At 40.8% G+C, this 24,434-nt stretch carries 23 protein-coding genes; 13 read left to right on the forward strand and 10 right to left on the reverse strand.

All coding sequences use genetic code 11. From position 1 onward, the window contains the following. Positions 1-172 precede the first annotated feature (172 nt). The 9 genes from ilvE to leuD all read left to right on the forward strand — a co-directional run bounded on the left by ilvE (position 173) and on the right by leuD (position 11,639). Positions 173-1,081, forward strand: a complete 909-nt coding sequence (ilvE, locus tag PH210_RS14870; protein ID WP_289986540.1) for a branched-chain-amino-acid transaminase — start codon at positions 173-175, stop codon at positions 1,079-1,081. Positions 1,082-1,092: 11 nt separating this feature from the next. After that, positions 1,093-2,760 carry a dihydroxy-acid dehydratase gene (gene ilvD, locus PH210_RS14875; protein ID WP_289986543.1) on the forward strand — a complete coding sequence of 556 codons (1,668 nt, stop codon included), beginning with the start codon at positions 1,093-1,095 and terminating at the stop codon, positions 2,758-2,760. 651 nt (positions 2,761-3,411) lie between these two features. Beyond that, a complete protein-coding gene (ilvB, locus tag PH210_RS14880) occupies positions 3,412-5,139 on the forward strand; it encodes an acetolactate synthase large subunit (RefSeq protein WP_289986544.1) in 1,728 nt (575 codons plus the stop codon). After that, entirely contained in the window at positions 5,136-5,657 is a 522-nt protein-coding gene (gene ilvN / locus PH210_RS14885; RefSeq protein ID WP_223589482.1) for an acetolactate synthase small subunit, read from the forward strand. The genes ilvB and ilvN overlap by 4 nt, the downstream gene beginning before the upstream one ends. Positions 5,658-5,684: 27 nt before the next feature. Beyond that, a complete protein-coding gene (gene ilvC / locus PH210_RS14890) occupies positions 5,685-6,716 on the forward strand; it encodes a ketol-acid reductoisomerase (protein ID WP_223589480.1) in 1,032 nt (343 codons plus the stop codon). Beyond that, complete coding sequence (locus PH210_RS14895) at positions 6,703-8,247, forward strand: 2-isopropylmalate synthase (protein WP_289986546.1); 1,545 nt, start codon at positions 6,703-6,705, stop codon at positions 8,245-8,247. The genes ilvC and PH210_RS14895 overlap by 14 nt, the downstream gene beginning before the upstream one ends. Before the next feature lie 62 nt (positions 8,248-8,309). Beyond that, positions 8,310-9,416, forward strand: a complete 1,107-nt coding sequence (gene leuB / locus PH210_RS14900; RefSeq protein ID WP_289986547.1) for a 3-isopropylmalate dehydrogenase — start codon at positions 8,310-8,312, stop codon at positions 9,414-9,416. Between the two features lie 216 nt (positions 9,417-9,632). Then, positions 9,633-11,051 carry a 3-isopropylmalate dehydratase large subunit gene (leuC, locus tag PH210_RS14905; protein WP_289986550.1) on the forward strand — a complete coding sequence of 473 codons (1,419 nt, stop codon included), beginning with the start codon at positions 9,633-9,635 and terminating at the stop codon, positions 11,049-11,051. Between the two features lie 3 nt (positions 11,052-11,054). Further along, positions 11,055-11,639 carry a 3-isopropylmalate dehydratase small subunit gene (gene leuD / locus PH210_RS14910; protein WP_289986553.1) on the forward strand — a complete coding sequence of 195 codons (585 nt, stop codon included), beginning with the start codon at positions 11,055-11,057 and terminating at the stop codon, positions 11,637-11,639. Positions 11,640-11,664: 25 nt separating this feature from the next. Here the strand turns inward: leuD and PH210_RS14915 are convergent, their stop codons facing one another. Continuing rightward, on the reverse strand, positions 11,665-12,369 hold the full coding sequence (locus PH210_RS14915; RefSeq protein ID WP_289986554.1) for a hypothetical protein: 705 nt from the start codon (positions 12,367-12,369) through the stop codon (positions 11,665-11,667). Positions 12,370-12,475: 106 nt separating this feature from the next. Then, complete coding sequence (locus PH210_RS14920) at positions 12,476-12,790, reverse strand: DUF3892 domain-containing protein (protein WP_289986556.1); 315 nt, start codon at positions 12,788-12,790, stop codon at positions 12,476-12,478. Between the two features lie 218 nt (positions 12,791-13,008). Here PH210_RS14920 and PH210_RS14925 point away from each other — a divergent pair, with 218 nt between their 5' ends. Beyond that, a complete protein-coding gene (locus PH210_RS14925) occupies positions 13,009-14,559 on the forward strand; it encodes a glycosyl hydrolase family 28-related protein (RefSeq protein WP_289986558.1) in 1,551 nt (516 codons plus the stop codon). Here PH210_RS14925 and PH210_RS14930 read toward each other — a convergent pair. After that, positions 14,550-15,128 (reverse strand): DUF1836 domain-containing protein, encoded by a 579-nt coding sequence (locus tag PH210_RS14930; RefSeq protein WP_289986561.1) that lies wholly within the window; start codon positions 15,126-15,128, stop codon positions 14,550-14,552. The two genes, PH210_RS14925 and PH210_RS14930, sit on opposite strands and share 10 nt — an antisense overlap. A 131-nt stretch (positions 15,129-15,259) precedes the next feature. On the opposite strand from PH210_RS14930, the gene trhA reads away from it, so the two are divergent. After that, positions 15,260-15,907, forward strand: a complete 648-nt coding sequence (gene trhA, locus PH210_RS14935) for a PAQR family membrane homeostasis protein TrhA (RefSeq protein WP_289986565.1) — start codon at positions 15,260-15,262, stop codon at positions 15,905-15,907. 93 nt (positions 15,908-16,000) lie between these two features. Here the strand turns inward: trhA and PH210_RS14940 are convergent, their stop codons facing one another. Further along, complete coding sequence (locus tag PH210_RS14940) at positions 16,001-17,362, reverse strand: glycosyltransferase family 4 protein (protein ID WP_289986566.1); 1,362 nt, start codon at positions 17,360-17,362, stop codon at positions 16,001-16,003. 7 nt (positions 17,363-17,369) lie between these two features. Continuing rightward, a complete protein-coding gene (locus PH210_RS14945) occupies positions 17,370-18,455 on the reverse strand; it encodes a CotS family spore coat protein (protein ID WP_289986569.1) in 1,086 nt (361 codons plus the stop codon). A gap of 545 nt (positions 18,456-19,000) precedes the next feature. Here PH210_RS14945 and PH210_RS14950 point away from each other — a divergent pair. Further along, positions 19,001-20,041 carry a sugar phosphate nucleotidyltransferase gene (locus PH210_RS14950; RefSeq protein ID WP_289986571.1) on the forward strand — a complete coding sequence of 347 codons (1,041 nt, stop codon included), beginning with the start codon at positions 19,001-19,003 and terminating at the stop codon, positions 20,039-20,041. A 68-nt stretch (positions 20,042-20,109) separates the two neighbouring features. After that, positions 20,110-21,099, forward strand: a complete 990-nt coding sequence (locus PH210_RS14955) for an NAD-dependent epimerase/dehydratase family protein (RefSeq protein WP_289986572.1) — start codon at positions 20,110-20,112, stop codon at positions 21,097-21,099. A gap of 13 nt (positions 21,100-21,112) precedes the next feature. Here the strand turns inward: PH210_RS14955 and PH210_RS14960 are convergent, their stop codons facing one another. The 5 genes from PH210_RS14960 to PH210_RS14980 are packed head-to-tail and all read right to left on the reverse strand — an operon-like array spanning position 21,113 to position 24,368. Beyond that, positions 21,113-21,796, reverse strand: coding sequence for a Dph6-related ATP pyrophosphatase (locus tag PH210_RS14960; RefSeq protein WP_354669993.1), 684 nt, complete (start codon positions 21,794-21,796; stop codon positions 21,113-21,115). After that, complete coding sequence (locus PH210_RS14965; protein ID WP_289986578.1) at positions 21,786-22,172, reverse strand: DUF488 domain-containing protein; 387 nt, start codon at positions 22,170-22,172, stop codon at positions 21,786-21,788. The genes PH210_RS14960 and PH210_RS14965 overlap by 11 nt, the downstream gene beginning before the upstream one ends. Further along, on the reverse strand, positions 22,172-22,402 hold the full coding sequence (locus PH210_RS14970; protein WP_289986580.1) for an excisionase family DNA-binding protein: 231 nt from the start codon (positions 22,400-22,402) through the stop codon (positions 22,172-22,174). The genes PH210_RS14965 and PH210_RS14970 overlap by 1 nt, the downstream gene beginning before the upstream one ends. A 5-nt stretch (positions 22,403-22,407) precedes the next feature. Then, positions 22,408-23,436: a DmpA family aminopeptidase gene (locus tag PH210_RS14975; RefSeq protein WP_289986581.1), complete on the reverse strand. Its 1,029-nt coding sequence runs from the start codon at positions 23,434-23,436 to the stop codon at positions 22,408-22,410. After that, positions 23,433-24,368 (reverse strand): dipeptidase, encoded by a 936-nt coding sequence (locus PH210_RS14980; RefSeq protein ID WP_289986583.1) that lies wholly within the window; start codon positions 24,366-24,368, stop codon positions 23,433-23,435. The genes PH210_RS14975 and PH210_RS14980 overlap by 4 nt, the downstream gene beginning before the upstream one ends. Between the last annotated feature and the right edge of the window lie 66 nt (positions 24,369-24,434).

The following is a 24,434-nucleotide window of genomic DNA, read 5'->3' on the forward strand; positions in this document are numbered from 1 at the left end:
TGATTTTTGTATTGACCATGTTTCCGATTGGTTGTATGATTATCGTCAATAAGAATCTAATAGATAAATGTTGCCTTTGTTCATCCCGACAACAGGGATGGGGCAAGGCTATTCTTTTAAAATGAGGATTTAATCATTTAAAGCGTTTTATCATGAAAGAGGAGTGGTTAAGTTGGGAAGTCAATGGATTTTCCTTGGCGGCCAGTTCGTCAAGAAAGAGGATGCTGTCGTTTCAGTATTTGACCATGGCTTTTTATATGGTGACGGAGTATTCGAAGGTATTCGCGTTTACAGCGGGAACGTCTTCAGGCTCGATGCCCACCTAAAAAGGCTATATGAATCAGCTCAATCCATTATGTTGAAGATTCCATATACACAGGAGGAAATGACGGAGCTAATCGTGGAAACGATTAGAAAAAACCAGCTAGAAAGCGCATATATACGTCTCGTTGTTTCACGCGGTAAAGGGAATCTCGGACTGGACCCTTCTTCCTGCTCTAATCCAAACGTCATCATTATCGCTGAGGAATTAACCATGTATCCAAAAGAGTTTTATGAGCATGGAATTAAAATCGCCTCTGTTGCGAGCAGAAGAAATCGCCCAGATGTACTGAGCCCACAAATTAAATCGCTGAATTACTTAAATAATATCCTTGTTAAACTGGAAGCCAATCAGGTTGGCGTTCAAGAGGCTTTAATGCTAAATGATCAAGGTTATGTAACCGAAGGTTCAGCAGATAATATTTTTATTGTAAAAAATGGGGTTATCTATACTCCTCCCGTTTACTTAGGTGCATTAGAAGGCATTACAAGAAATGCCATTATCGATGTTGCTAAAGCAAAAGGTTACGAAGTTAGGGAAACTCCATTCACAAGACATGATGTTTATGTGGCCGATGAAGTTTTCTTAACTGGAACAGCAGTAGAAGTTATTGCCGTCATTGAAGTAGATCAACGAGTAATTAAAGACGGCAAGCCTGGAGAAATTACGAACCAATTATTAGAGGAATTTAGACGAATTGTCACAACCGACGGTGTGGATTGTTATCCGACAGGCGCAAACCATGCCATCGTCAGTTAGGAGATAGAAAAATGCGAAGCGATATGATTAAAAAAGGGATTGACCGTGCTCCCCACCGCAGCCTATTATACGCAACCGGGGTAAAGACGAGTGACTTAGAAAAACCGTTTATCGGCGTCTGCAACTCTTATATTGATATTATCCCTGGACATAAACACCTTAATCATTTCGGTGCAATTGTTAAAGAAGCTATCCGGGAAGCCGGCGGCATACCATTCGAATTTAATACGATTGGCGTTGATGACGGCATTGCCATGGGACATATCGGAATGCGCTATTCCCTTCCAAGCCGTGAAATCATCGCGGACAGTGCCGAAACAGTTATTAATGCCCATTGGTTTGACGGTGTTTTTTACATTCCAAACTGTGACAAAATCACTCCGGGAATGTTAATGGCAGCTGCCAGAACCAACGTACCTTCTGTTTTTGTTTCTGGGGGTCCCATGGAAGCAGGTGTTTCCTCTTCTGGAAAGCAGCTTTCCCTCACTTCAGTATTTGAAGGAGTTGGTGCCTACCATAACGGTACCATCAGTCAGCAGCAGCTGTTAGACATCGAAACTCAGGCCTGCCCGACATGTGGATCCTGTTCAGGGATGTTTACAGCCAATTCGATGAACTGTCTCATGGAAGTACTCGGAATGACTGTTCCAGGAAACGGGACCATCGTCGCGACTTCTGAAGAAAGACATGAGTTAATTCGTCAGGCTGCAAGACATTTGATTGAATTAGTCAAAAAAGATATTCGCCCACGCGATATCATTACAAGAGAAGCAATTGATAATGCTTTCGCACTTGATATGGCAATGGGAGGCTCAACGAATACAGTGTTACATACACTAGCCATCGCCCATGAAGCCGGAATTGAATACGACCTCCGCGATATTAACAAAATCGCTGAAAAAGTTCCTTATTTAGCAAAAATTATGCCAGCATCTGATTATTCTATGGACGATGTTCATCGTGCAGGTGGTGTTAGTGCAATCATCAATGAGCTATACAAAGTGGATGGTGCCCTGCATGATAACTGCTTAACAATTACAGGAAAAACTCTTGCTGAAAATGTGAAGGAAGCAACAATCACAAATGAGGCTGTTATCCGGACAAAAGATAATCCCTATAGTCCTGTTGGCGGCCTGTCCATCCTATATGGAAACATTGCACCGGATGGCGGCGTCATCAAAGTTGGAGCAGTAGATCCATCGATTAAAACCTTCCTTGGTGAAGCGATTGTTTTTGAATCACAGGATGAAGCTCAAGAAAACATTAATAATGGAACCGTAAAGTCTGGGCATGTCGTTGTTATTCGATATGAAGGTCCGAAAGGCGGACCGGGGATGCCGGAAATGCTCGCACCTACTTCTGCAATTGCTGGACGCGGGTTAGCGAAAGAAGTTGCCCTCATTACTGATGGCCGTTTCTCTGGTGCAAGCCGTGGGATTTCAATCGGTCATATCTCACCGGAAGCAGCCGAAGGCGGTCCTATCGCCCTTGTTGAAAATGGCGACAAAATTTTAATTGATCTTGAAGCACGCTCCATTGAGCTTCTCGTAGATGAAGAGGTTTTAGCTGAAAGACGCTCTGCTTGGGTTAAACCAGAACCAAAAATTAAAACTGGTTATCTTGCAAAATATGCAAAGCTTGTTACCTCTGCCAATACTGGCGGGATTATGAAAATATAGAGAAAAGCGGAAGCGACCGTTTAGCGGCGTATGGCCTGGAGCGCTCCAACTAAGATAAAGGAAACACGAAGAGCGTCAGCGATTCGATGTTGACTTATCGTAGGGCGGAGAGCGAAGGACACTAGTCGCTGGTCGCTGGAGCTAGACAGTAATCAAAGTTTGAAAACGCAGGGAATTAGTAGTACCCCTCCCCTTCCCAAGGAAGCTAAGGTACTAAACGTGTTAAGTGAAGAATCATTTGACAAAAAAATATGATAAATCGATGACGGGAATAAAGGAATAAGAATTTGTATTTTCAGAGAGCTGGGGTTGCTGGAAGCCCAGTAATACAACTTATTCTGACATCATCCCTGAGTGTTGCGCTGAAAAGCTTCTCGCTTACTAGGTGCAATCGGGTGTTAATTTGATAGCACCTGTTACCAAAAGAAGCGTTTTTTTAATTGTCGCTTCATAAGGCAGTATTCGTAAGAATGCTGTGAAACCGGGTGGTACCGAGAAAATGAAAAGGCCTTTTCTCCCCGATTATTCTGTATTTGATTTCATGAATGCAGTTTATTCGGGTAGAATAGGGCCTTTTTTACTGCGCTTGAACAAGATCAGCCATAGGCTGAGTATTTTATTATTCAAATACCCTTAAGGAGGGAATACAAGGTGAAAGTAGAAGCAAAACTGGAATTCCAAACCAGTACCGCACCAAAAACAGGGGCAGACCTTCTCATTGATTTATTAATTAATGAAGGAGTTGAAACCATTTTTGGTTATCCAGGTGGAGCTGTTCTTCCAATTTACGATGCTATTTATCGGGCAAAGGCGAGAATCAATCACGTTCTCTTCCGTCATGAGCAAGGCAGTATCCATGCTGCGGAAGGTTATGCACGAATTACTGGGAAACCAGGAGTTGTCCTCGCCACGTCAGGACCTGGAGCAACGAACCTGGTGACAGGAATTACAGATGCTATGATGGACTCCTTGCCGCTTGTGATTTTTACAGGACAGGTTGCGCGAAGCGTCATCGGAACGGATGCTTTCCAGGAAGCAGACGTAATGGCAATCACGACACCAATAACGAAGCATAACTATCAGGTCCAGTCCATTTCCGACCTGCCAAGAATCGTGAAGGAAGCCTTCCATATTGCTTCTACCGGGCGTCCAGGACCAGTCCTAATCGATATTCCAAAGGATATTTCAGCCGGAGAACTATTCGAAGAACCACAAGAAGTAAGCATTCATTTGCCAGGTTATCAGCCGACTACTAAGCCAAACCCGCTGCAAATCAAAAAACTGGCAGATGCACTTGGAAAGGCGAAAAAGCCTCTCATTCTTGCAGGTGCAGGTGTTCTTCACGGCAAAGCTTCTGCGGAATTAACGGAATTTGCAGAAAAACATAAACTTCCTGTGGTAACCACATTGCTTGGTTTAGGAGCATTTCCAGCGAACAATCCTCTCTCTTTAGGAATGGGTGGAATGCATGGTACCTATAGCGCAAACATGGCAATGTATGAATGTGATTTGCTTATCAATATCGGTGCCCGTTTTGATGACCGTCTTACCGGCAACCTAAAACACTACGCACCAAATGCAAAAGTGGCCCATATCGACATTGATCCAGCTGAGATTGGGAAAAATGTTCCGACTCTTATACCTATCGTTTCCGATGCCAAAGAAGCGTTAGTCGAGCTGCTCAATCAGACAGCTGAATCGCCCGAAAACAAAGCATGGTTAGAGACGCTTAATAAATATAAAGCGGAATTCCCACTTTGGTATAAACATAATCCTAACGGCATGTGCCCGCAATGGCTGATTGAAGCAATCCATAAAGTTACAAATGGTGATGCAGTTGTAACAACCGATGTAGGCCAGCACCAGATGTGGGCCGCACAATATTACAATTTTGATAAGCCGCATCGCTGGGTCACCTCTGGCGGACTAGGGACGATGGGCTTCGGCTTCCCTGCTGCAATTGGAGCGCAGATGGCTTCTCCAGGAAGCACTGTTGTAGCAATTGTTGGCGATGCTGGTTTCCAAATGACCCTGCAGGAGCTATCTGTAATTTATGAACAAAACTTGCCAGTCAAAATCATTATCGTTAACAATGGAGCGCTCGGAATGGTTCGTCAGTGGCAAGAGCTGTTGCATGGGAACCGGATTTCCGAATCGATTCTTCATTCACAGCCAGATTTTGTAAAGCTGGCAGAAAGCTATCATATTCGCGGGTTAAAGATTGAAACACAGGAAGAACTAATCACAAAGCTTCCTGAAGTATTTGCTTATGATGGTCCTGTTCTTATGGATTGCCGAGTTCTCCAGCAGGAAAAAGTTTTTCCAATGATTGCTCCGGGTAAAGGGATACACGAAATGATTGGGGTGAAACCATCATGAAACGAATTATCACTCTAACAGTTCAAGACCGAAGTGGTGTTTTGAATCGAGTTACTGGCCTGTTACAAAGGCGGCAATTTAATATTGAGAGTATTTCAGTTGGGAAAACCGAAACCGAAGGAATCTCAAAAATGACTCTTGTTGTTGAAGTCGAAGACGATCAGCGACTTGAGCAGGTTACCAAACAATTAAACAAGCAAATTGATGTTTTAAAAGTTTCCGATATTACGGATAAAGCAATCGTTGTACGGGAACTAGCACTCATAAAGGTGGCGAGCAGTTCACAGCTTCGCAGCGAAATCAACGGAATTATTGATCCTTTCCGCGCCTTGATTATCGATGTGAGTAAAGATAGTTTGGCCGTTCAAATTACCGGACGCCCTGACAAAATCGATGCTTTGATAGAATTGCTACGGCCTTTCGGCATTAAAGAAATTGCCAGAACAGGGCTGACAGCCTTCCAACGAGGGCATCAGCCACAAGTAAACGATCTACCAACTTATTCACTATTAAAATAACTAATATATTCGAGAGGATGATTCATAATGGCAAAAGTACTATATAACGGTGATATTCAAGAGGCAGTTTTACAAGGAAAGAAAATCGCGGTAATCGGTTATGGCTCACAAGGTCATGCCCATGCTCTTAACTTAAAGGAAAGCGGCTTTGATGTAGTTGTTGGCTTACGCGGCGGGAAATCTTGGGATAAAGCGGTTGAAGATGGTGTAGAAGTAACTTCAGTTGCAGAAGCGGCTCGTCAAGCAGACGTAGTAATGGTTCTTCTTCCAGACGAAATGCAGCCAAAAGTTTATGAAGAAAGCATTAAACCAAATCTTGAAGCCGGAAATGCTTTAGTTTTTGCTCATGGCTTTAACGTTCATTTTACACAAATCGTACCACCTGCAGATGTTGACGTATTCCTAGTTGCACCAAAAGGTCCAGGACACTTAGTACGTCGTACGTATACTGAAGGTGCCGGCGTCCCTGCCCTTTATGCAGTTTACCAGGATTACACAGGCCAAGCACGTGAACTTGCCCTTGCCTATGCAAAAGGTATTGGTTCTGCCCGTGCAGGTGTATTAGAAACTTCATTCCAAGAAGAAACAGAAACAGATCTATTCGGAGAGCAGGCTGTTCTTTGCGGCGGTACTACTGCCCTAATCAAAGCAGGCTTCGAAACGCTTGTAGAAGCTGGTTATCAGCCAGAAGTTGCTTACTTCGAGTGCTTACATGAATTAAAATTAATCGTTGACCTTTTATACGAAGGTGGATTAGAAAATATGCGCTACTCTATCTCAGATACTGCTCAGTGGGGCGATTTCGTTTCCGGACCACGCGTTGTTAACGAAGATACAAAGGCCCGCATGAAAGAAGTATTAAAAGATATTCAAACAGGTGCATTTGCAAAAGGATGGATCCTTGAAAACCAAGCAAACCGTCCACAATTCAATGCAATTAACCGCAGCGAAAACAATCATCAAATCGAGGTAGTCGGCCGTGAACTTCGTGCCTTAATGCCATTTATTAAAAAACCAGTAAACCAAAAGAAAGAAGTGGTGGTAAATGGTTCACGTTAACATCTTTGATACAACCTTACGCGATGGCGAACAATCTCCTGGTGTAAATTTAAACCAGCTTGAAAAATTAGAAATCGCCAGACAGCTTGAGCGGTTTGGCGTTGATATTATGGAGGCCGGCTTTCCGGCTTCCTCTCAAGGCGATTTCGAAGCCGTAAGAGCCATTGCCAGAGCAATTAAAAACTCTTCTGTGACTGGCTTGGCCCGTGCAACAAAATCGGACATTGACATTGCGTGGGATGCCTTAAAAGATGCAGCCGAACCAAGATTACATGTTTTCATTGCTACCTCTCCTATCCATATGAAATATAAATTAATGAAAACTGAGGATGAAGTTGTCCAGACAGCTGTGGATATGGTCTCATACGCTAGACAAAGATTTCCGCAAATTGAATGGTCAGCTGAAGATGCTTCCCGCTCAGATCTTGACTTTCTTGTCCGAATTATTACGAAAGTCATTGATGCCGGCGCAACTGTCATTAATCTTCCTGATACAGTTGGCTACACGACACCTGAAGAATATGGCCGCATGTTCCGTTACGTGAGGGAAAACGTTCCAAATATTCATAAGGCAGCCTTATCATGCCATTGTCACGATGACTTAGGGATGGCCGTTGCCAACTCTCTTGCAGCGATTGAAAATGGCGTTACCCAGGTAGAAGGTACCATTAATGGTATTGGTGAACGTGCAGGTAATGCTTCTTTAGAGGAAATTGCTGTTGCTTTAAATATTCGTAAGGATAAATACCCTTTCACTACTAATCTAGTTTTAAAAGAAATCAAACGCACCAGTGACTTGGTGAGCCGCTTTACTGGGATGAAAGTCCCTCCGAATAAAGCGGTTGTTGGAAAAAATGCCTTCGCGCATGAATCCGGCATACACCAGGATGGCGTTTTAAAAAATGCATTAACCTATGAAATTATTACACCATCAATGGTTGGAGTTGGGTCCAACGACCTTGTTCTTGGAAAGCATTCCGGCCGCCATGCCTTTAAAGACAAAATCGAGCAGTTGGGCTTTGAATTATCACAAGATAAACTTAACGATGCCTTTAAATCCTTCAAGCAATTAACAGACAGAAAAAAAGAAGTAACAGATGAGGATTTATTTACAATCTTAATGGATATTCAAACAGCAGCGATCGATGTGAAAAAATATGAGCTTGTCGCTTTCCAAGTCCAATACGCATCAGCAAACCTTCCTACTGCGACGGTTGCCCTTACGACTCCTGAAGGTATCCGTGCAGAGACTGCCCGTACAGGAAGTGGAAGTGTAGAGGCCTTATTTAACACTTTAGAGGCTTTGGTTAAAGAAGAAATTCATTTAACTGACTTTAATTTAAACTCAGTTGGACGCGGACGCGATGCCCTTGCAGAAGTCCATGTAAAAATGACTGTAAACGGAACGAATGTCAGCGGCCGCGGCTCCGCGCAGGATGTGCTGGAAGCTTCCGCAAAAGCATTCTTGAACGCTGTCAATCGTGTATTTTTTAACCAAAAAGCTTTTATTAAAGAACCTGCAGCACTATAAAAAACATGGCGCCTAATAGCAGGCGCCCATCATAAACCAAAAAAATGAGGAGGTTGCTTCTAATGAAAAAACAAATTGTCTTACTTCCCGGTGATGGTATCGGCAAGGAAGTTATTGAATCTGCGAAAGATGTATTAAATGCAATTGCTGAAGAATATAACCACTCTTTTAGCTTCGAAACCCATGAAATCGGAGGAGCAGCCATTGACCTTTACGGCACTCCCCTTCCAGAATCAACTGTTGATGCCTGTAAGCTAGCCGACGCAGTTTTACTTGGTGCTGTAGGAGGACCAAAATGGGATAACAACCCTTCGCACCTGCGTCCAGAAAGAGGCTTGCTTGGTATTCGAAAGGCACTGGATTTATTTGCAAACCTTCGTCCGATCAAAGGCTTTAAAAACCTGCTTCATGCTTCACCATTAAAGGAAGAAGTAGTTTCAGGAAGCGACCTCCTTATCGTACGTGAATTAACAGGCGGCATTTACTTTGGAGCTCCAAGTGAGCGTCGTGACAATGGCCAGACAGTGGTTGACACTCTTGCCTATACCCGCAAGGAGATTGAAAGAATCGTAGACAAAGCGTTTCAAGCAGCTCAAGGCCGTCGGGGCCGTCTTACTTCTGTAGATAAAGCAAATGTGCTTGAATCTAGCAAGCTATGGCGGGAAATTGTTGAAGAGAAAAAGGCTCAGTATCCTGACGTTGCCGTTGAACATGTTCTAGTGGATGCGGCAGCAATGAAGCTGATTACAAATCCTTCGTATTTCGATGTTGTTGTGACTGAGAATATGTTTGGGGACATCCTTAGTGATGAGGCTTCTGTATTGACCGGTTCGCTTGGTATGCTCCCTTCTGCCAGCTTGAATGAGTCTGGGGTTGGCCTTTACGAACCTGTTCATGGCTCAGCACCGGACATTGCTGGGAAGGGAATTGCTAACCCAGTTGCGATGATTTTATCTGCTGCCTTAATGCTTAGGTATTCATTCAAGCTTGATGACGAGGCGAAGATGATTGAGGACGCGGTTCAATCCGTACTTGATGCGGGCTTCCATACAGCCGACCTGCAAATTGCTGAAGGACGCAAAGTAGGAACGGCTGAAATGACCCGTTTGGTTGTGGATTATATCAAATCTCAAAGTCCTTCAAAATGTATCATGAGCTGTTACGTTTAATAGGACGTGGTTTCCGCCAGGCTCATTCTTTATGATCCTGGCGGTTTACTTATTAGAATTTGCGGATCTTTTGAGATTCGCTGATATATTGATTTCCTATAAAAATTTTAGAAATGTCACCTGCTAGTTTGAAGCAGATTTTGTTATTTCACATGCAAAAATGACTCTTTTTTTGCAATCTTACTCATCAAATCTATTAAAGTGAGGAAGGAAGCTATGCAAACACCAAAAAATATTATCCAAAAAATTTGGGAACGGCATGTTGTACATCAAGAAGAAGGAAAGCCGGATTTGCTTTATATTGATTTGCATCTCGTTCATGAAGTAACCTCTCCTCAGGCATTCGAGGGCTTACGCATGAACGGCCGGAAAGTTCGCCGCCCAGACCTAACGTTTGCGACGATGGATCATAACGTTCCAACCCGTCAGCGTCTTACGATCAACGACCCAATTTCGAAAAAGCAAATTGATACCCTGGAGCAAAACTGTCAGGATTTTGGTGTGCCACTCGCTGATATTCATCATCCAGACAACGGAATTGTCCATGTCATCGGTCCTGAGCTTGGACTTACTCAACCTGGAAAAACAATTGTCTGCGGGGACAGCCATACCTCTACTCACGGGGCATTCGGAGCACTAGCATTTGGTATCGGCACAAGTGAAGTGGAACACGTCCTTGCGACGCAAACACTTTGGCAGGCACCACCGAAGACCCTTAATGTAAAAGTGAATGGAAAACTTGGGACAGGCGTTACAGCAAAGGATTTAATCCTTGCGATCATTGGAAAGTTTGGCGTACAATTTGGAACTGGCTATGTAATGGAGTACACAGGCGAAGCGATCCGTGCACTGTCAATGGAAGAACGGATGACTGTCTGTAACATGTCAATCGAGGCTGGAGCAAGAGCAGGACTTATCACGCCGGATGAAACCACTTTTGAATACTTAAGAGGCAGACGTCATGCTCCTCATGGTGAGGAGTTTGAAAAAGCGGTCGCCCGCTGGAAAGCACTGGCTACCGACGAAGGCGCCGCTTATGATGCTGTCGTCGAAATTGAAGCGGCGGAAGTAGAACCGCAGGTAACATGGGGAACAAACCCAGGAATGTGTATCCCAATCACTGCCAATGTTCCTAGCCCAGATGAAACAGACAAACCAAGTGAAAAAGATGAAATTACCCGTGCCCTTCAGTATATGGGTCTTGAAGCTGGCCAGTCCATTTCAAGTGTTCAAATTGACCATGTCTTCATCGGCTCGTGTACAAATTCACGCTTAAGCGACTTGCGCAATGCAGCTGAAGTTGTCCGCGGCCGCAAGGTTAACCCTAACGTTAAAGCCATTGTTGTTCCAGGTTCTTTCAGCATTAAGCTTGCTGCAGAAAAAGAAGGTATTGATGCAGTCTTTAAAGAAGCAGGATTTGAGTGGCGTGAAGCTGGCTGCAGCATGTGCTTAGCGATGAATGACGATATCGTTCCTCCTGGCGGACGATGTGCTTCTACTTCTAACCGCAATTTTGAAGGCCGTCAAGGTAACGGAGCTCGTACTCATCTCGTCAGTCCAGAAATGGCAGCTGCTGCCGCGGTTGCTGGACATTTTGTTGACGTCCGTCAATTTACTGCTCAGGAGGTTGGATAAAAAATGGAACCATTACGCATTCATCAAGGCCTTGTTTGTCCTTTAAACAGAACCAATATTGATACAGACCAAATTATCCCGAAGCAGTTTTTGAAACGGATTGAGCGCAGCGGCTTTGGCCAATTCCTGTTCTACCACTGGCGCTTTGATGATGATGGAAATTTGCGCGAGGATTTTCCTCTGAATGCCACGCAATACCAAGGTGCTTCGATTTTGGTAGCCGGAGATAATTTTGGCTGCGGCTCTTCCCGCGAGCATGCTCCTTGGGCTGTCCAGGATTTCGGCTTTAAGGTCATCATTGCTCCAAGCTACGCCGATATTTTTAAAAATAACTGCGTGAAAAACGGCATTCTTGCGATTCAAGCAAGTGAAGAACAAGTCCAAACCGTTATGAAAAAGGCACAAACTGAAGGTTATACCTTAACTGTTAATTTAGAAGACCAAGTTGTATATGACAACGAAGGCTATGAAATAAAATTCGATATTGCTCCCTACCCGAAACAAATGCTGCTTAATGGCTGGGATGAAATCGGCGTAACCTTAAGCTACGAAGAAAAAATTAGTGAATATGAACTTGCACATAAGTAAAGAGCTTGGGTCTCCAAGCTCTTTTTTACTCCCCTGCAGATGCAAGCTCATGCATCATCAAGTCCTGAAGTGTCTTGTTCCCAAGGGCATTTTGACCAAAAGCATTTGAGTTAGGCCAATACAGATGCCTAAAGGAAACGCCATTGTTTAATTCTATTTCTAAAAATGTTGGTTCCCCTTCAAAAGCATTCTTTTGTTGCAAAACGTTATAGTCCTCTATCTTTAATTTCATCCATTCATTTAAAAATAGTTCCTTTACCCCCGGAGAAAATGTATGTATTCTTCGGCCGTCCCCGGTACTTTCAATATGGATGTTTTTCACATGATCATTAATGGGATATAAATCCCCTAATGTTTTAGCTGACTTATTTTCCTCAGCAATATATACTTTATCATTTGCTAACACCATAAGAGATGCGGGGTATCCTTTTACTGCATAAATAGTGGTTCCTTCTTCAACATAAGCAGCATCACCATTTTTCATTTTATGATCACTGCAGGCTTTGTCAGCCATTTTAAATTTTATCTCTCCTAATGGCCTTCCCTTTTCAATTTGCAGGTGGATCTCCTCATCTGCTGGTTCAGGAAAATGGTGCTGGTATTTTACATTGCTAATCATTAAAAGGTCAACCCATTCAATGGCCCCATCAGGACAACCCAACGTCCGATTACAGGAAGATAGCATTGTTAAAGCGAGCATTAAAACTGCCAATCTAGTAATCCAGTACATAAGCATCTCCCCTACCTTCATTGGTGTATATATTCACCAAAAAATGGTATTATCCTTCATGACAGAAAAAAACTGAGCAGCTACAAGGCCACTCAGCGATTTATCGTTAAAATTCCGGTAATCGATCTAAATTATTTTCTTTGATACCATCAGGCTCGCTGCGAATGATGTCCCTTCCATATTTATGAAAGACATCAACATGAGCAAGCTTGCCAGCCTTTGCTTCATCCAGAGCAGTGATATAATCCAGCTCCCGCCCTGTGTTTGTCTTAAAAGCAATTATATCGCCATCATCGTTTTTCCTTACGGCGACGAACTCTTCTTTCCCGTCACTATTACCTTGACTTGCTTCCAATTGAGCTTGCTGCTCGCTTTGCTGTTTATACTGTTCATAAATTTTTTCAAAATCCTTCTCTTCCATAAAAATTTCACCTCCGAACATTTGTTAGTATTTTTCTTTTATTAAAATTTATCCCTTTCTTTGAACTAATATTGGCTGGTCACTTTGTTTCAGGATAGCTGATATTTTAGAGCTCCGTTCTGCCTGGCTTGTATTGTTGGTGAAATTAGGGTCATAATTATCTATGTCATAAAATAAAACGTATACGATTTTTATAGCTTACCTATGGAGTGTGAAAAATGCTGGATTTGGATAAAAGCCATGATCCCAAAAAAAATGCTGACATATTGGCTAGCTTTGTTGAGAACCCTGGAACAACGGTTCAAGAAACTGTTACTCTCTTTGAACAGATCCGGAAGAAGGTTTTACCCACTCAAAAAGTCCCTAATAAATCATTTTCTTTTGCAAGAGCTTTCTTTCGGTTATTTTCAAAAACAACTATACATAGCGAACCTTCAAAAATTTTTGTCGAATCTGCCGGACAGGTTTATCCTAAATGGATAGAATTATTAAATAAAGAATTTGCCAGCCTAAAAAATAATTTGGTTAATGAAGTAAATGTAGTTGATTATGGGGCTGTTGGGGACGGAAAGACGGATTGTACGACCGCTTTTCGGAAGGCTATTGGCAAGGGCCGTGTAAAGGTAATGGTTCCACCGGGAATTTTTATTACCAAGGGGATCCGTTTGCCATCTTGGACCATTCTGGCGGGTGCTGGAAAAGGTTTGACGACGATTAAGCTGCATGACGATGCTCCTAAAGGAACAAGGCTTATTACTAACGCCAATCATTGGCGAGGAAACCACCATCTTTTCGTTGGGTCATTGAGTTTGGACTGGAACGTGGAGAGACTTGGCGACATTCCAAAAACGAGTACTTGGGGTAATCATTCAAGCTGTTTAACGTACGCAAATGTAACGTATGGCTGGGTAAAGGATGTAGAGGCAATCAATCCAGGGCTTCATTGTTTTGACATTTCCTCCACCTTGTACAATTATGCAGGGGACGGTTTTCATGCCCGGGGCGGCAGCATGTATGTATGGCTTGATCATTTAAATGGCTTTGGATTTGGCGATGACGGCATTACCACCCATCATAGTGATAATATTTTCATCTCGAACTCACATATGTGCGACCCTAGCGGACGGGCCCATCAAAAGGGCTTTTCAAATTCTAACGGGATTGAAATTGATGATGGCTCACGGAATGTCTTGCTCGTCAATAATTCTACTGCCCGCTGTTTTGGCGGAGTGGAAATAAAGGCTCATGAAAATTCATCCGCGGCAGCTAATATCCAAATTGTTGGACATATTTCAGTGAATGATAACCGCTCCTATAATTTTCGCCATATCGGTCATCACAAAAGCACGGATTCTGAATCAAAAACGGCCTTTAATATCATGGCTGCAAATCTACTATGTATCGCTCCGATTTTTTCCGATTTATATAAGGATTCCACACCGCGAGGCTTGGTCGTTTCCGCATATAAAAATGTCGTCATTAATCAGTTTACCTTGATTGGCAACCCAGATTATGACTACCAAGGGAACCCTGTCATGGCAATCCAATATCGTGCTAGAAATGTAGTTTTGAAAAACATTTTGATTAAGGATTTTAAAACAGCAGGAGCTGGCATTAAAGTATTGGGAGGAGAAAATCGTGCGGAGAGTGTTCGGATTTGTGACGTGGAGATAGAAAATTCCTCTCCAAAATCCATTGATGTGGGTCAAGGTGTCCAAGATATTAAGATTGAAAACTCCAGTAAAAAAAGCGTCAAAAACTATCGTTGACGCTTTTCTTCTTTTTCAATTGGAATTTGGTCAATTAGCCTTTCGGCAGCTTTTCTATATAAATTACTCATATGAACAAGCGAGGAAATCATGAGTACCTGCTCTAGGTACGGGGCAACATCGACCATCGCATCTTTTACTTCTGACTCTCGATCCTGTAGATCCATTTTAAAGTCCCCGACATTTTTGCTGGTTAGATTTAAATAACTATTGTAAAAGGAGTCTAAATTGATATCCTCTTTGATAATTTTTTTATTGACGCCATCAAGCAATATTTTAATATCATTGATTGATAAAGCCCCTTTTAGCTGATAAATCAGACTGATTAAGATGAGATGTTCTTTTGAATATTTTTTATTTTTTATTGGAAAAATCAGCTTTCCCTTCGCATAGTTATTTATCATAGTTTTAGTAAGAACCTTTTCTTCGTCATTCCGCTTCGATTCAGCAAATTTATTTTCAAATAACTGAATGACTTGGTCCATGTATAAATCGATATTTGGAATTTCCTCCAACGTCAGACTCGATTCTAGGCCAAGCTGTTTAATAAGTTGATTGATATTTTCCATTCTAAAAATCCCCGATCGTGTACAATATATTATTCATTATACCTAATAAAATTAGCATTGACTAGATGTTAATACATTAGTATCATTATATGTAGTTATTAAAACTACATGTTGCAATAGGAGGCATTCAAATGAACAATTACATTCGGGAACCAATCAATGGACTCACCCATTTAGCAGGTGCTCTTTTATCCTTCGTGGGGCTGCTCGCGATGGTTATCAAAGCATCCATGTCTTCTCCATCCCCAATGACCATAACTGCTGTTATTATTTTTGGTGTAAGTATGATTTTGCTTTATTCCGCTTCGGCTACTTACCACATGGTTATCGCCAGAGATAAAGTGATTGCCTTTTTAAGGCGGCTTGATCATTCGATGATTTTTGTCTTGATTGCAGGAACATATACGCCTTTTTGCTTCATTAGTTTGAACGGAAAAACCGGTGCGATTCTTTTTTCGATTATTTCTGCTGTAGCGATAAGTGGTGTAGTTTTTAAAATGGTTTGGTTTAATTGTCCCCGTTGGATTTCGACAGCACTCTATATCGCAATGGGTTGGATGATTGTGTTTGTTTTTTCACCGCTTGCTGGCAGTTTAAATCCGTGGGGTTTATTTTTATTGGTGTTAGGCGGCATCTTTTATACAATTGGAGGCATCATCTATGGGGCGAAGCCAAAGTTTTTGGAGTTTAAGCATTTAGGCTTTCATGAAATTTTTCATATTTTCATATTGCTGGGCAGTCTGGCTCATTTCTTAAGTGTGTTTTTATATGTTATATAATATGAATATTCATATAAAATGGCTTGGAGGTATCCTCCAAGCCATTTTACATATATTTAAGGCTGAATAATCTACTCCGTTTTATTGATGTCATCAATTTTTCCTATTATTTTTATTATATTTTTTATTTTTTTGTTTTTTGTTATTTTTACTTTTTTTGTCTTTATCTTTTTTGGAATCTTTACTGCCTGCAGCATTATCTATTTTGGAATCTATACTGTCTGTGGCATTTTTGGATTCGCCCTCTATTCCGGCATTGTTGACTACATCTACTGTTATCGTACCTTCCATTTCTGAAAATTGAATTTCGGCATTTTCAGATTGCTTCCATACTTCAAGTACCTCGTCTGCTACTCTCGTCCATAGATATTTTGATTCAGCAAATTCTCTTCCTTTTTCCCCCATTTTTTTCATCATATATTTGTCAGATAATATTTCGGATATTTTTTTGGAAAAATTCTCTGGATCCTCCGGATTTTCCACTATTAATCCATTTTCATTAGGAAAAATAACTTCGGGATTTCCTCCCCTTGCCGTTGTAACGATTGGAAGACCTGCTGCCATAGCTTCATAATGAACTCTTGCCAGAGGTTCCTGCCAGATTGAGGTGCAGACAAATAAATCAGCCGCTGCAAACCAGTTTTGGATATCATATGGACTAACAAAGCCTGTTGTCATAACAGGTACTGATTGTGCTGCAGCTAATGCTCTGACATAGGCTACATAATCAGTTATCTCATTTTGGCTAAACCAATTACTTCCTACGATGACTAAAGCCAAATCTTTATATTTTTTAGAAAGCAATGGTAAGGCTCTGACTAATCTGTCGACTCCTTTGTTGGCTGAAAGTCTTCCCGCAAATAAAATGACCGTTTTGTTCTCTAATCCATGTTCTTTACGAATCGAACTCCTAATTTTTTTCATTTTGGAATGGCTGCCGGGTAGAAATCGTTCCGTATCCACTCCGGAATAGATGGTTTGGAGTTTTGTCGATGCTTGTGGATAAAGGCTGCGGATGACATTTCCGACATAATTACTCACAGTTACAATTTTTGATACTTCTTGTACAACGGCATTTGCTTCAGAAGGATCAATTTTATCCAAATTGAACATATCATTATGCATGCTTAAGGTAATTCTGGACTGAGGAGCAACTTGCCGGACAGGCAGAACAAGTCGTGGGCGATTAAATATGTGGATCAGATCGAAGTGATTGTTTTGAATATAGCGAACAACCCCTTCACGATAGATTTCAAAAATTTTCCCTGGTACACGAACATAATTGATTCCATTTTTCGTTTCAGTTTCCGGCAGAGCTGAATCATTAATCCCCAAAACAGTAATATCATGGTGTTTACTTAAATATGGCAATATCCCTGAAATATATGTTTGGATTGCTCCTCCTAATACTGGTGGAACAGGAAGTTTTTCAGTACAAACCATTAATATTTTCATATTTTTCCTATTTCCTCCAATCATTTTGAATCGCTTTTAAGACAGGCCATTTGGATTGTTCCGTCTCAATAAGAGCTGTAATTACTTCTGATGTTGCTTGATTTAGGAATAATTCCGGTTCCTTCAAAATGTCTTTCATAAATCTGTAAAATTCATTGGGCAAAGATAAATCAATCAATAATACTTCATATAGTTCAGGGGATATTGGATTTGCTTTGTGATAAGCCATAATCATTTCACGAACCCATGTTACATCCCATTTATATAACTCTGCCATTTTACCAGTAATCAACTTTCTCAAATCCCGAATAGGAAGGTCATAGGCGACACCATCCAGGTCGATAATCCACATTCCATTACGTCCCATTTGTGAATTTGACCAACCAAAATCTTGATGAGCAAGGCCCCATTCTTTATTTCCTTTTTTTATTAGGTCGAAATATTTAGATTGATTCAGTTCATTTAGACTTGTTCTGGCTTGATCTTGAAATTTATCGATTACAGTCAATATGGTTGTACTTGCTGGCATGTGCTTATAGGCTAGGGACAAATTTTTGAACCAATCCATTTTGGTAATCATTTTTTCATACTTCCTTGGCCATTTATACAATCTTGAAGCAATTTCCGCCCCATCTGGGGGGACATAGCCCCTAGTTTGAGCATGAAATTGACCAAGAGTGTAACAAAGCTGCTTTGTTCCTTCCAAATCCTTTGATATCGGGGTCAGTGGTTCAATCCATTCAGCAACAAACCATACTTTTCCGCCAGCTTCAATAAAATCTTGTCCATGTTTTGTTTTGACGATAGCTGGCACACTTGCACCTTTAATATCGACCAAGTATCTCTGTGCCCCGAGGCTGAATAAACTTCTGGTCGGCCTTCGGTGTAACAGTTTTAAACTTTTTGGCCCCTTACTGGTGGAAATTTTCCATATAGCCCCGCCTTGTTCAGGCTTAGTTGCTATAACCTCCATGCTATTAACCTGAAAACTATAATTTTTAATAACCTCTTTTGCTAATGCATTAATATAATCGGGTACAAAAACATTAATATCTTCCCTTTCTTCCCATGGAAGAATTACTATCTCCTTCAAAATAACCCTCCTTTGAAATCCGCTTAAGCAGCCATTGTATTTAGATTGATTTAACCTAACCGGGATGTGCTCCAGAATCCTCAAATAGACTTATTATATGATATGAAATTGTACAAGTAATGAAAGGGCCATATGCGGATGTAATAATAAAACTCACCCACCTTGAAGTAAAACTTTCAGTAGATTAGGTTTTTAACTGTTGCGAATCCTTGATTTATCTCATAAACTACATTAATCATACGGATTTATTTGAAAAATATGTAAAGACAATAGGTACTCCATCATTATTGACGGACAAGCTGATTTGCCCTATGTGGAAGAAGCAGAAAAAGGTATGGGGATGGATAGCAGGATTGGTCCTCAGTTTCTCCAGGCGGGAGGACAGCATCAGCCTCATTTAATGCTTCCAAAGGATTGGATGTATAAATAATAGCAGGATGAATTTTTTTAATATGTTCTGTACCTTGAGGATCGTATGCAGTACTAGAGTCATTATTTTGCAGGAGTTTGTATGCCAGATTTTTAACCCAGAAAGGAGAAATATTATGAAGGGAGTCATACTTTGTGCTGGTAAAGGGACACGCATGCAGCCTTTTTCTTCTAGTCTGCCAAAAACTCTTTTACCCGTTGCAAATCAGCCGATACTTAATGATTGCATAATGAAGATGAAAAAGGCTGGAATAACTGAAATTGGGATTGTAATGAATCCTGGACAAAAGGAAATTATTAACTATATTTCCTCTTTCCATAAAGAATTAAAGATTCAATATATTTATCAAACAGAGCAATTGGGAATCGCCCATGCACTTAGCCAGGCGGAATCATTTATTAGCAATGATTCTTTTATATTAATGCTCGGAGATAATATCATTCTCGAGCCCCTTGAAACTCTTATTCAAGCATTTAAAGGTAATAAAGGAGCAATCCTTCTGACTGAGGTAAAAAATGGAAATGACTTTGGGATTGCTGAAATTAAAAATCACCAGGTTATCAGTTTGGAAGAAAAACCAAAGCATCCCAGAAGTAATCTTGCTGTAATAGGGATGTATATATTCGATGGATCTATTTTTGATGCTATCCGCCATATATCCCCTTCCAAAAGAGGAGAATATGAAATTACTGATGCCATCCAGTGGATGATCAATCAGAATTATTCCATTTCATACTCTATTACAAAAGAACCTTTTTCAGATGTAGGAACAATTGAAAGATGGCTGGCCGCCAACGAGTGGATGCTTTCGAAAATGCTGGGAGATAAAGTGCAGGTTGGGTCTAACACCGTACTTGAAAATTGCACATTAGAAGGCCCTGTTTTGATTGGAAATAATTGCACTTTAAAAAACGCAAAAATAGGTCCTTATATTTCAATTCAAGATGATTCAACACTCATTAATTGTATGGTTGAACATAGTATTCTTCTTAAAAGCACCAAAATAATGAATGTAAGTCCCCTTCTTTCAAACTCCATTTTAGGAATAAACACTAAACTAATAGGAATAAATGAAGAGATCAGAAACTTACAATTTATCTTAGGAAGCTTCTCGCAGATTAAAAATTCTTCAGACTTTAACGAGGAAGGAAAATAACCTGGTTTTCTGCTGTGTGAACTGTTTATCCCAGCAGCATTTGGTTAAATAAAATAGGAGGAATAAACGTGCAAAAATTAACTGGAGGCGTATTTGTCACTGGTTGTGCAGGCTTCATTGGTTTCCATCTTTCTAAGCGTTTGTTAGATGAAGGTTTCCATGTGCTTGGTATTGATAATATAAATAATTATTATGACACTACTTTAAAATATGATAGATTAAGCATTCTAGCAAACTATCCAAATTTTTCATTTATTAAAGGTTCCATCGAAAACCTTGAGTTATTAGAAAGTATCTTTGACCAATATAACATTGACATTGTTGTTAACCTGGCAGCTCAAGCAGGAGTTAGATACAGTTTGAAAAATCCCCACGTGTATATCCAATCCAACCTTGTTGGATTTGCAAATATACTAGACTGCTGTAAAAAATATCAAATCAAACATCTAATTTATGCATCATCAAGTTCTGTTTACGGAAACAATAAAAAAATACCGTTTTCTGTAAATGATCGTGTTGATAACCCGGTTAGCTTATATGGTGCTACAAAAAAAGCTAATGAGGTATTGGCCTATTCATACAGCCAATTATATCAACTCCCTGTAACTGGGCTTCGCTTCTTTACAGTTTACGGACCTTGGGGCAGACCGGATATGGCATACTATACATTTTCGAATGCCATCATGAATCAAGAACCTATCGAAGTTTATAACTATGGAAATATGAAAAGAGACTTTACCTATATTGATGATGTAATAGAATCCATATATCGACTTATAAAAAAAGGACCGCCTGACAAATCTAATTCTTATTATAAAATTTATAACATTGGTAACCATCATCCAGTAAACCTTAATGACTTTATCCAGGTGCTCGAAGAACACCTCGGAAAGAATGCCGATATGAGATTATTACCATTTCAGCCAGGCGATGTCCAAGAAACATATGCTGATATTGATGACTTAGTAAAGGATATTAACTATAAACCTGTAACTTCTGTTAAAGAGGGAATCAGAAAGTTTGTCGAGTGGTATAAAGAATACAATAAAATTTCTTAGCTATTAATATTTATCAGTCATGGTCCGTTAGACAAAAATACTCAAATTCTAATTTCTTAGTAGTTTCAAGGGTAATAATTTTTCCTTTTTCCAGCTGAATTCTTTTTGAAAATAATGGGCCATCATAAACAAAGCTGTGGTATTCACCAGCTTCGCCCATCGGACAACTTTTAGTAACCAGAATATCCTTAACAAATGAAGAATTTATTTTTCTGCCAAGCCACGACTCATCTAAAATATCTTCTCTTACTCGAATAACCACAGCTTCATAGCCAGTTCGAACAAATTCTTCAAGGGCCTGCGAGGCCTCTTCCTGCTTCATCCATAGGGGATAGATCGCATTAACATCGGCGGCCTCCGCAACTTTTTCTCCCCACTCACGGTGAGGGTCAAAATATAAATCTCCAAATGCAATACCGCTAAGATCATAATGATCTTTTAATTGTATAAGTGTTTTAATAAAGTCTTCTGTATAATGATCGAAGGAACATGCGATAAAATGTACGGGTATATTTAACGAGTTTCCTTGAAGCTTGATCATTTCGGTTTTCTCTCCATGACCAAAAGTTCTTCCGATTTCGACTGGAACGGTCGTAAGTAAGCATGCAACCTCATAACCCTGCTCCACTAAGCGGTGCAAAGCCATGCATCCATCCTTCCCGCCGCTCCAGGATAATGCAATCTTTTTATTCAACATATCCATTTCCTATCTGTATTTTTTTATTAATCTCTTCCTGCAGCACGCGAGCATGATTGTACACTGGATCCTTTGCTCCATAAAGTAAAGTTACTTTATTATTAGCGGAGGCATCGATAATTTGCTCGATCAGTTGAAGCTTCTTTTCGTCAGTCCGGAGTTCGTCAATATATTTACTGCGAAATTCATCAAATAGCTCAGGTTTATGACAAAACCATTTCCGAAGCTCAGGGCTTGGGGAAATATCCTTAAACCAGTGGGTTAACTTCGCTGCTTCCTTCGACATTCCCCGCGGCCACACCCGGTCAATCAGAATGCGGCTGCCATCCATCTCATCAAAAGGTTCATAAATTCTTTTTAAAAAAATTTCCCTCACTAGTCCTCATCCTTTACATCTAAATCTTCTGGAATGGGTTCGCTTAATATTTCTTCTACGAGTTGTTTGTATTTTTCCATTTGTTTTAAATGAGTGCTGAATTGTTCTTTATAAATTAAATATTCGCTGCCGTCAAAGAGGGCACGGATTTTCTTTTGCTGGATTAGACTTTTGACAGTCTGCTCCGGTATCGATAAATATTCTGCTGTTTCTTTTATGGTAAGGTACACGTTATTTACTCCTCTTTTAGTAAGTCAATATGGTGGACGATTCGTCCGGCTCTTCCTTTAGTCGTATCTGCCTGTGATAGAGAATTGAAGATTGCCTCTTCCACCGCTTCAGCAGCTGCTGCAAATAGCTGGTTCATGATAGGATGGTCTTCACGAAGCTGTTTACGAATTTCCGTCACCTCATCCGAAAAATGCGCTATTTTATGAGCCGTTGAAAAGGCAATGACGATATCCCCGCTTCCGTGGCTAAAATGACTGCCCGTTCGGCCTAGGCCAATTCCGCATCTTTTAGCAACACGCTGTAATTGCCGGTCACTAAACGGTGCGTCTGTTGCCAGCACAATGATGATCGAACCATCTGAGGTCTCTGACAATGCAGATCTTTCAGAATTTCGAAACCTCAAAAGTTCTTCCTTTTTCCCAAAATTAGTAAGGACAAGGCAGCCCATTGTATACTCCTCAACCATTCTAGAAGAAGAGCCGATACCGCCTTTGCAGCCAAAGCAAATCATTCCTTTGCCGGCACCAACCGCTCCTTCCTCAGCTCGGTGTTCAGATGCGTTCTGGATGGCATCGATGGCATGCTCAGGTTTTACAGGAAACAAGCGAATCGAATTTAAATAGCTGTCATTACATTCTCCCACTACAATATTGACCGTCCCAGTGGTATCACCGATTTCCGGATTCCTAGCAAGCATATACTCGAGTGTTCCTTGAGTCACAGCAGGAACTGCAAAGGTATTCGTCAACATGATCGGCGCTTCAAGGACGCCCAATTCATTTACCTGTACAAGGCCTGTCGTTTTTCCGAATCCGTTAATGACATAGCTTGCAGCTGTCACTTTTTCTTTAAACAGATTGCCTTTGTGAGGGAGGATGGCTGTTACTCCTGTACATACATATTCGTCACCAGCCGCATCCAGAGGGAAGTTCATTGTCACATGCCCAACCGTTACCCCTTCTACATCCGTGATACAGTTTTTTACTCCTGCAGGCAACTTACCAATGGTGATTCCTTTTTCCCTAACCTTCATTTTGAGAATCCCGGTCTATGGTCAAGAAAGTTTTGATAAGCAAATCCTCTTACTTGTTCCTCTTTGTAATGCTTTAACAATTCATTTATGAGATTTTGAGTTTTAGAGGCATCTTCTAAATTAGTGATAAAGGTCGAGATCCCGTCGAAGTCAGAACCTAACCCAATTTGCTCTATTCCGCCCAATGAACAGAAATGATCGATGTGTTTAATCAGATCCGCGATGGTTGCTTCACCACTTTCTTTTATAAATGGTGGATTGTAAACGACGTGAATCAAACCGCCTTTATGGAACATGGCCTCTGCCTGTTCGTCTGTTAGATTACGGAGATGATGGCAAAGCGTTCTCGAATTGGAATGGCTTGCAATCGGGTATTGGACAATTTCCATCACATCCCAAAAAGCTCTATCACTTAAATGGGATACATCCGTGAGCACCTGATGATCATTATTTAAATCAACAATATCTTTTCCTAACAATGTCAATCCGCCGCCGCGCGGTTCACCAGCACCATCTGCAGCAAGATTGGCATTATTCCAAGTCAAACCCACCGAACGAACACCAAGCTGATAAAGAATACGGAGCTTCATTAAATCATTGCCAATCGCATCCACGCCCTCAAGCGTTAGCATCGCTCCAATCTGGCCAATTTTTAAACTATCAAAATCAGACCAATCTTTAATATGTATCATATCAGGGTTTTTCCCCAGAACTTCCTGATAAAAATAATCGATTTGTTCAAGTGCTACTTGGAATTTCTGATTAGATGGGATATCAGGGTCGATAAAGATTGCAAAGCATTGAACCTTTATTTTTCCTTTTTGTAACCGGGTTTTGTTTGTTTCTAATTCAGGTGCATCCGCAAAACGCAATGTACCTTGGCCCTCTTGGAGTTTCAATAAGGCATCGCAATGCAGGTCAATTATGTTCATAGTTGGAAGGCTCCTTTTTAAGGTTAATTATGTTTGTTGATTAAATCGAATGTAGTAATAGAAAAT

Source organism: Paenibacillus sp. BSR1-1 (assembly GCF_030403775.1).
GTDB lineage: Bacteria > Bacillota > Bacilli > Bacillales > Cytobacillaceae > Neobacillus.

Bases quoted from the DNA above. Each gene is read 5' to 3' on its own strand.
- ilvN (WP_223589482.1), top strand. From the start codon at position 5,136: ATGAAACGAATTATCACTCTAACAGTTCAAGACCGAAGTGGTGTTTTG.
- PH210_RS14980 (WP_289986583.1), bottom strand. From the start codon at position 24,368: ATGAACATAATTGACCTGCATTGCGATGCCTTATTGAAACTCCAAGAG.
- PH210_RS14920 (WP_289986556.1), bottom strand. From the start codon at position 12,790: ATGGAAGAGAAGGATTTTGAAAAAATTTATGAACAGTATAAACAGCAA.
- PH210_RS14925 (WP_289986558.1), top strand. From the start codon at position 13,009: ATGCTGGATTTGGATAAAAGCCATGATCCCAAAAAAAATGCTGACATA.
- ilvC (WP_223589480.1), top strand. From the start codon at position 5,685: ATGGCAAAAGTACTATATAACGGTGATATTCAAGAGGCAGTTTTACAA.
- PH210_RS14940 (WP_289986566.1), bottom strand. From the start codon at position 17,362: ATGAAAATATTAATGGTTTGTACTGAAAAACTTCCTGTTCCACCAGTA.
- PH210_RS14930 (WP_289986561.1), bottom strand. From the start codon at position 15,128: ATGGAAAATATCAATCAACTTATTAAACAGCTTGGCCTAGAATCGAGT.
- PH210_RS14960 (WP_354669993.1), bottom strand. From the start codon at position 21,796: ATGTTGAATAAAAAGATTGCATTATCCTGGAGCGGCGGGAAGGATGGA.
- PH210_RS14950 (WP_289986571.1), top strand. From the start codon at position 19,001: ATGAAGGGAGTCATACTTTGTGCTGGTAAAGGGACACGCATGCAGCCT.
- PH210_RS14975 (WP_289986581.1), bottom strand. From the start codon at position 23,436: ATGAAGGTTAGGGAAAAAGGAATCACCATTGGTAAGTTGCCTGCAGGA.
- ilvD (WP_289986543.1), top strand. From the start codon at position 1,093: ATGCGAAGCGATATGATTAAAAAAGGGATTGACCGTGCTCCCCACCGC.
- PH210_RS14915 (WP_289986554.1), bottom strand. From the start codon at position 12,369: ATGTACTGGATTACTAGATTGGCAGTTTTAATGCTCGCTTTAACAATG.
- leuD (WP_289986553.1), top strand. From the start codon at position 11,055: ATGGAACCATTACGCATTCATCAAGGCCTTGTTTGTCCTTTAAACAGA.
- leuC (WP_289986550.1), top strand. From the start codon at position 9,633: ATGCAAACACCAAAAAATATTATCCAAAAAATTTGGGAACGGCATGTT.
- leuB (WP_289986547.1), top strand. From the start codon at position 8,310: ATGAAAAAACAAATTGTCTTACTTCCCGGTGATGGTATCGGCAAGGAA.
- trhA (WP_289986565.1), top strand. From the start codon at position 15,260: ATGAACAATTACATTCGGGAACCAATCAATGGACTCACCCATTTAGCA.
- PH210_RS14895 (WP_289986546.1), top strand. From the start codon at position 6,703: ATGGTTCACGTTAACATCTTTGATACAACCTTACGCGATGGCGAACAA.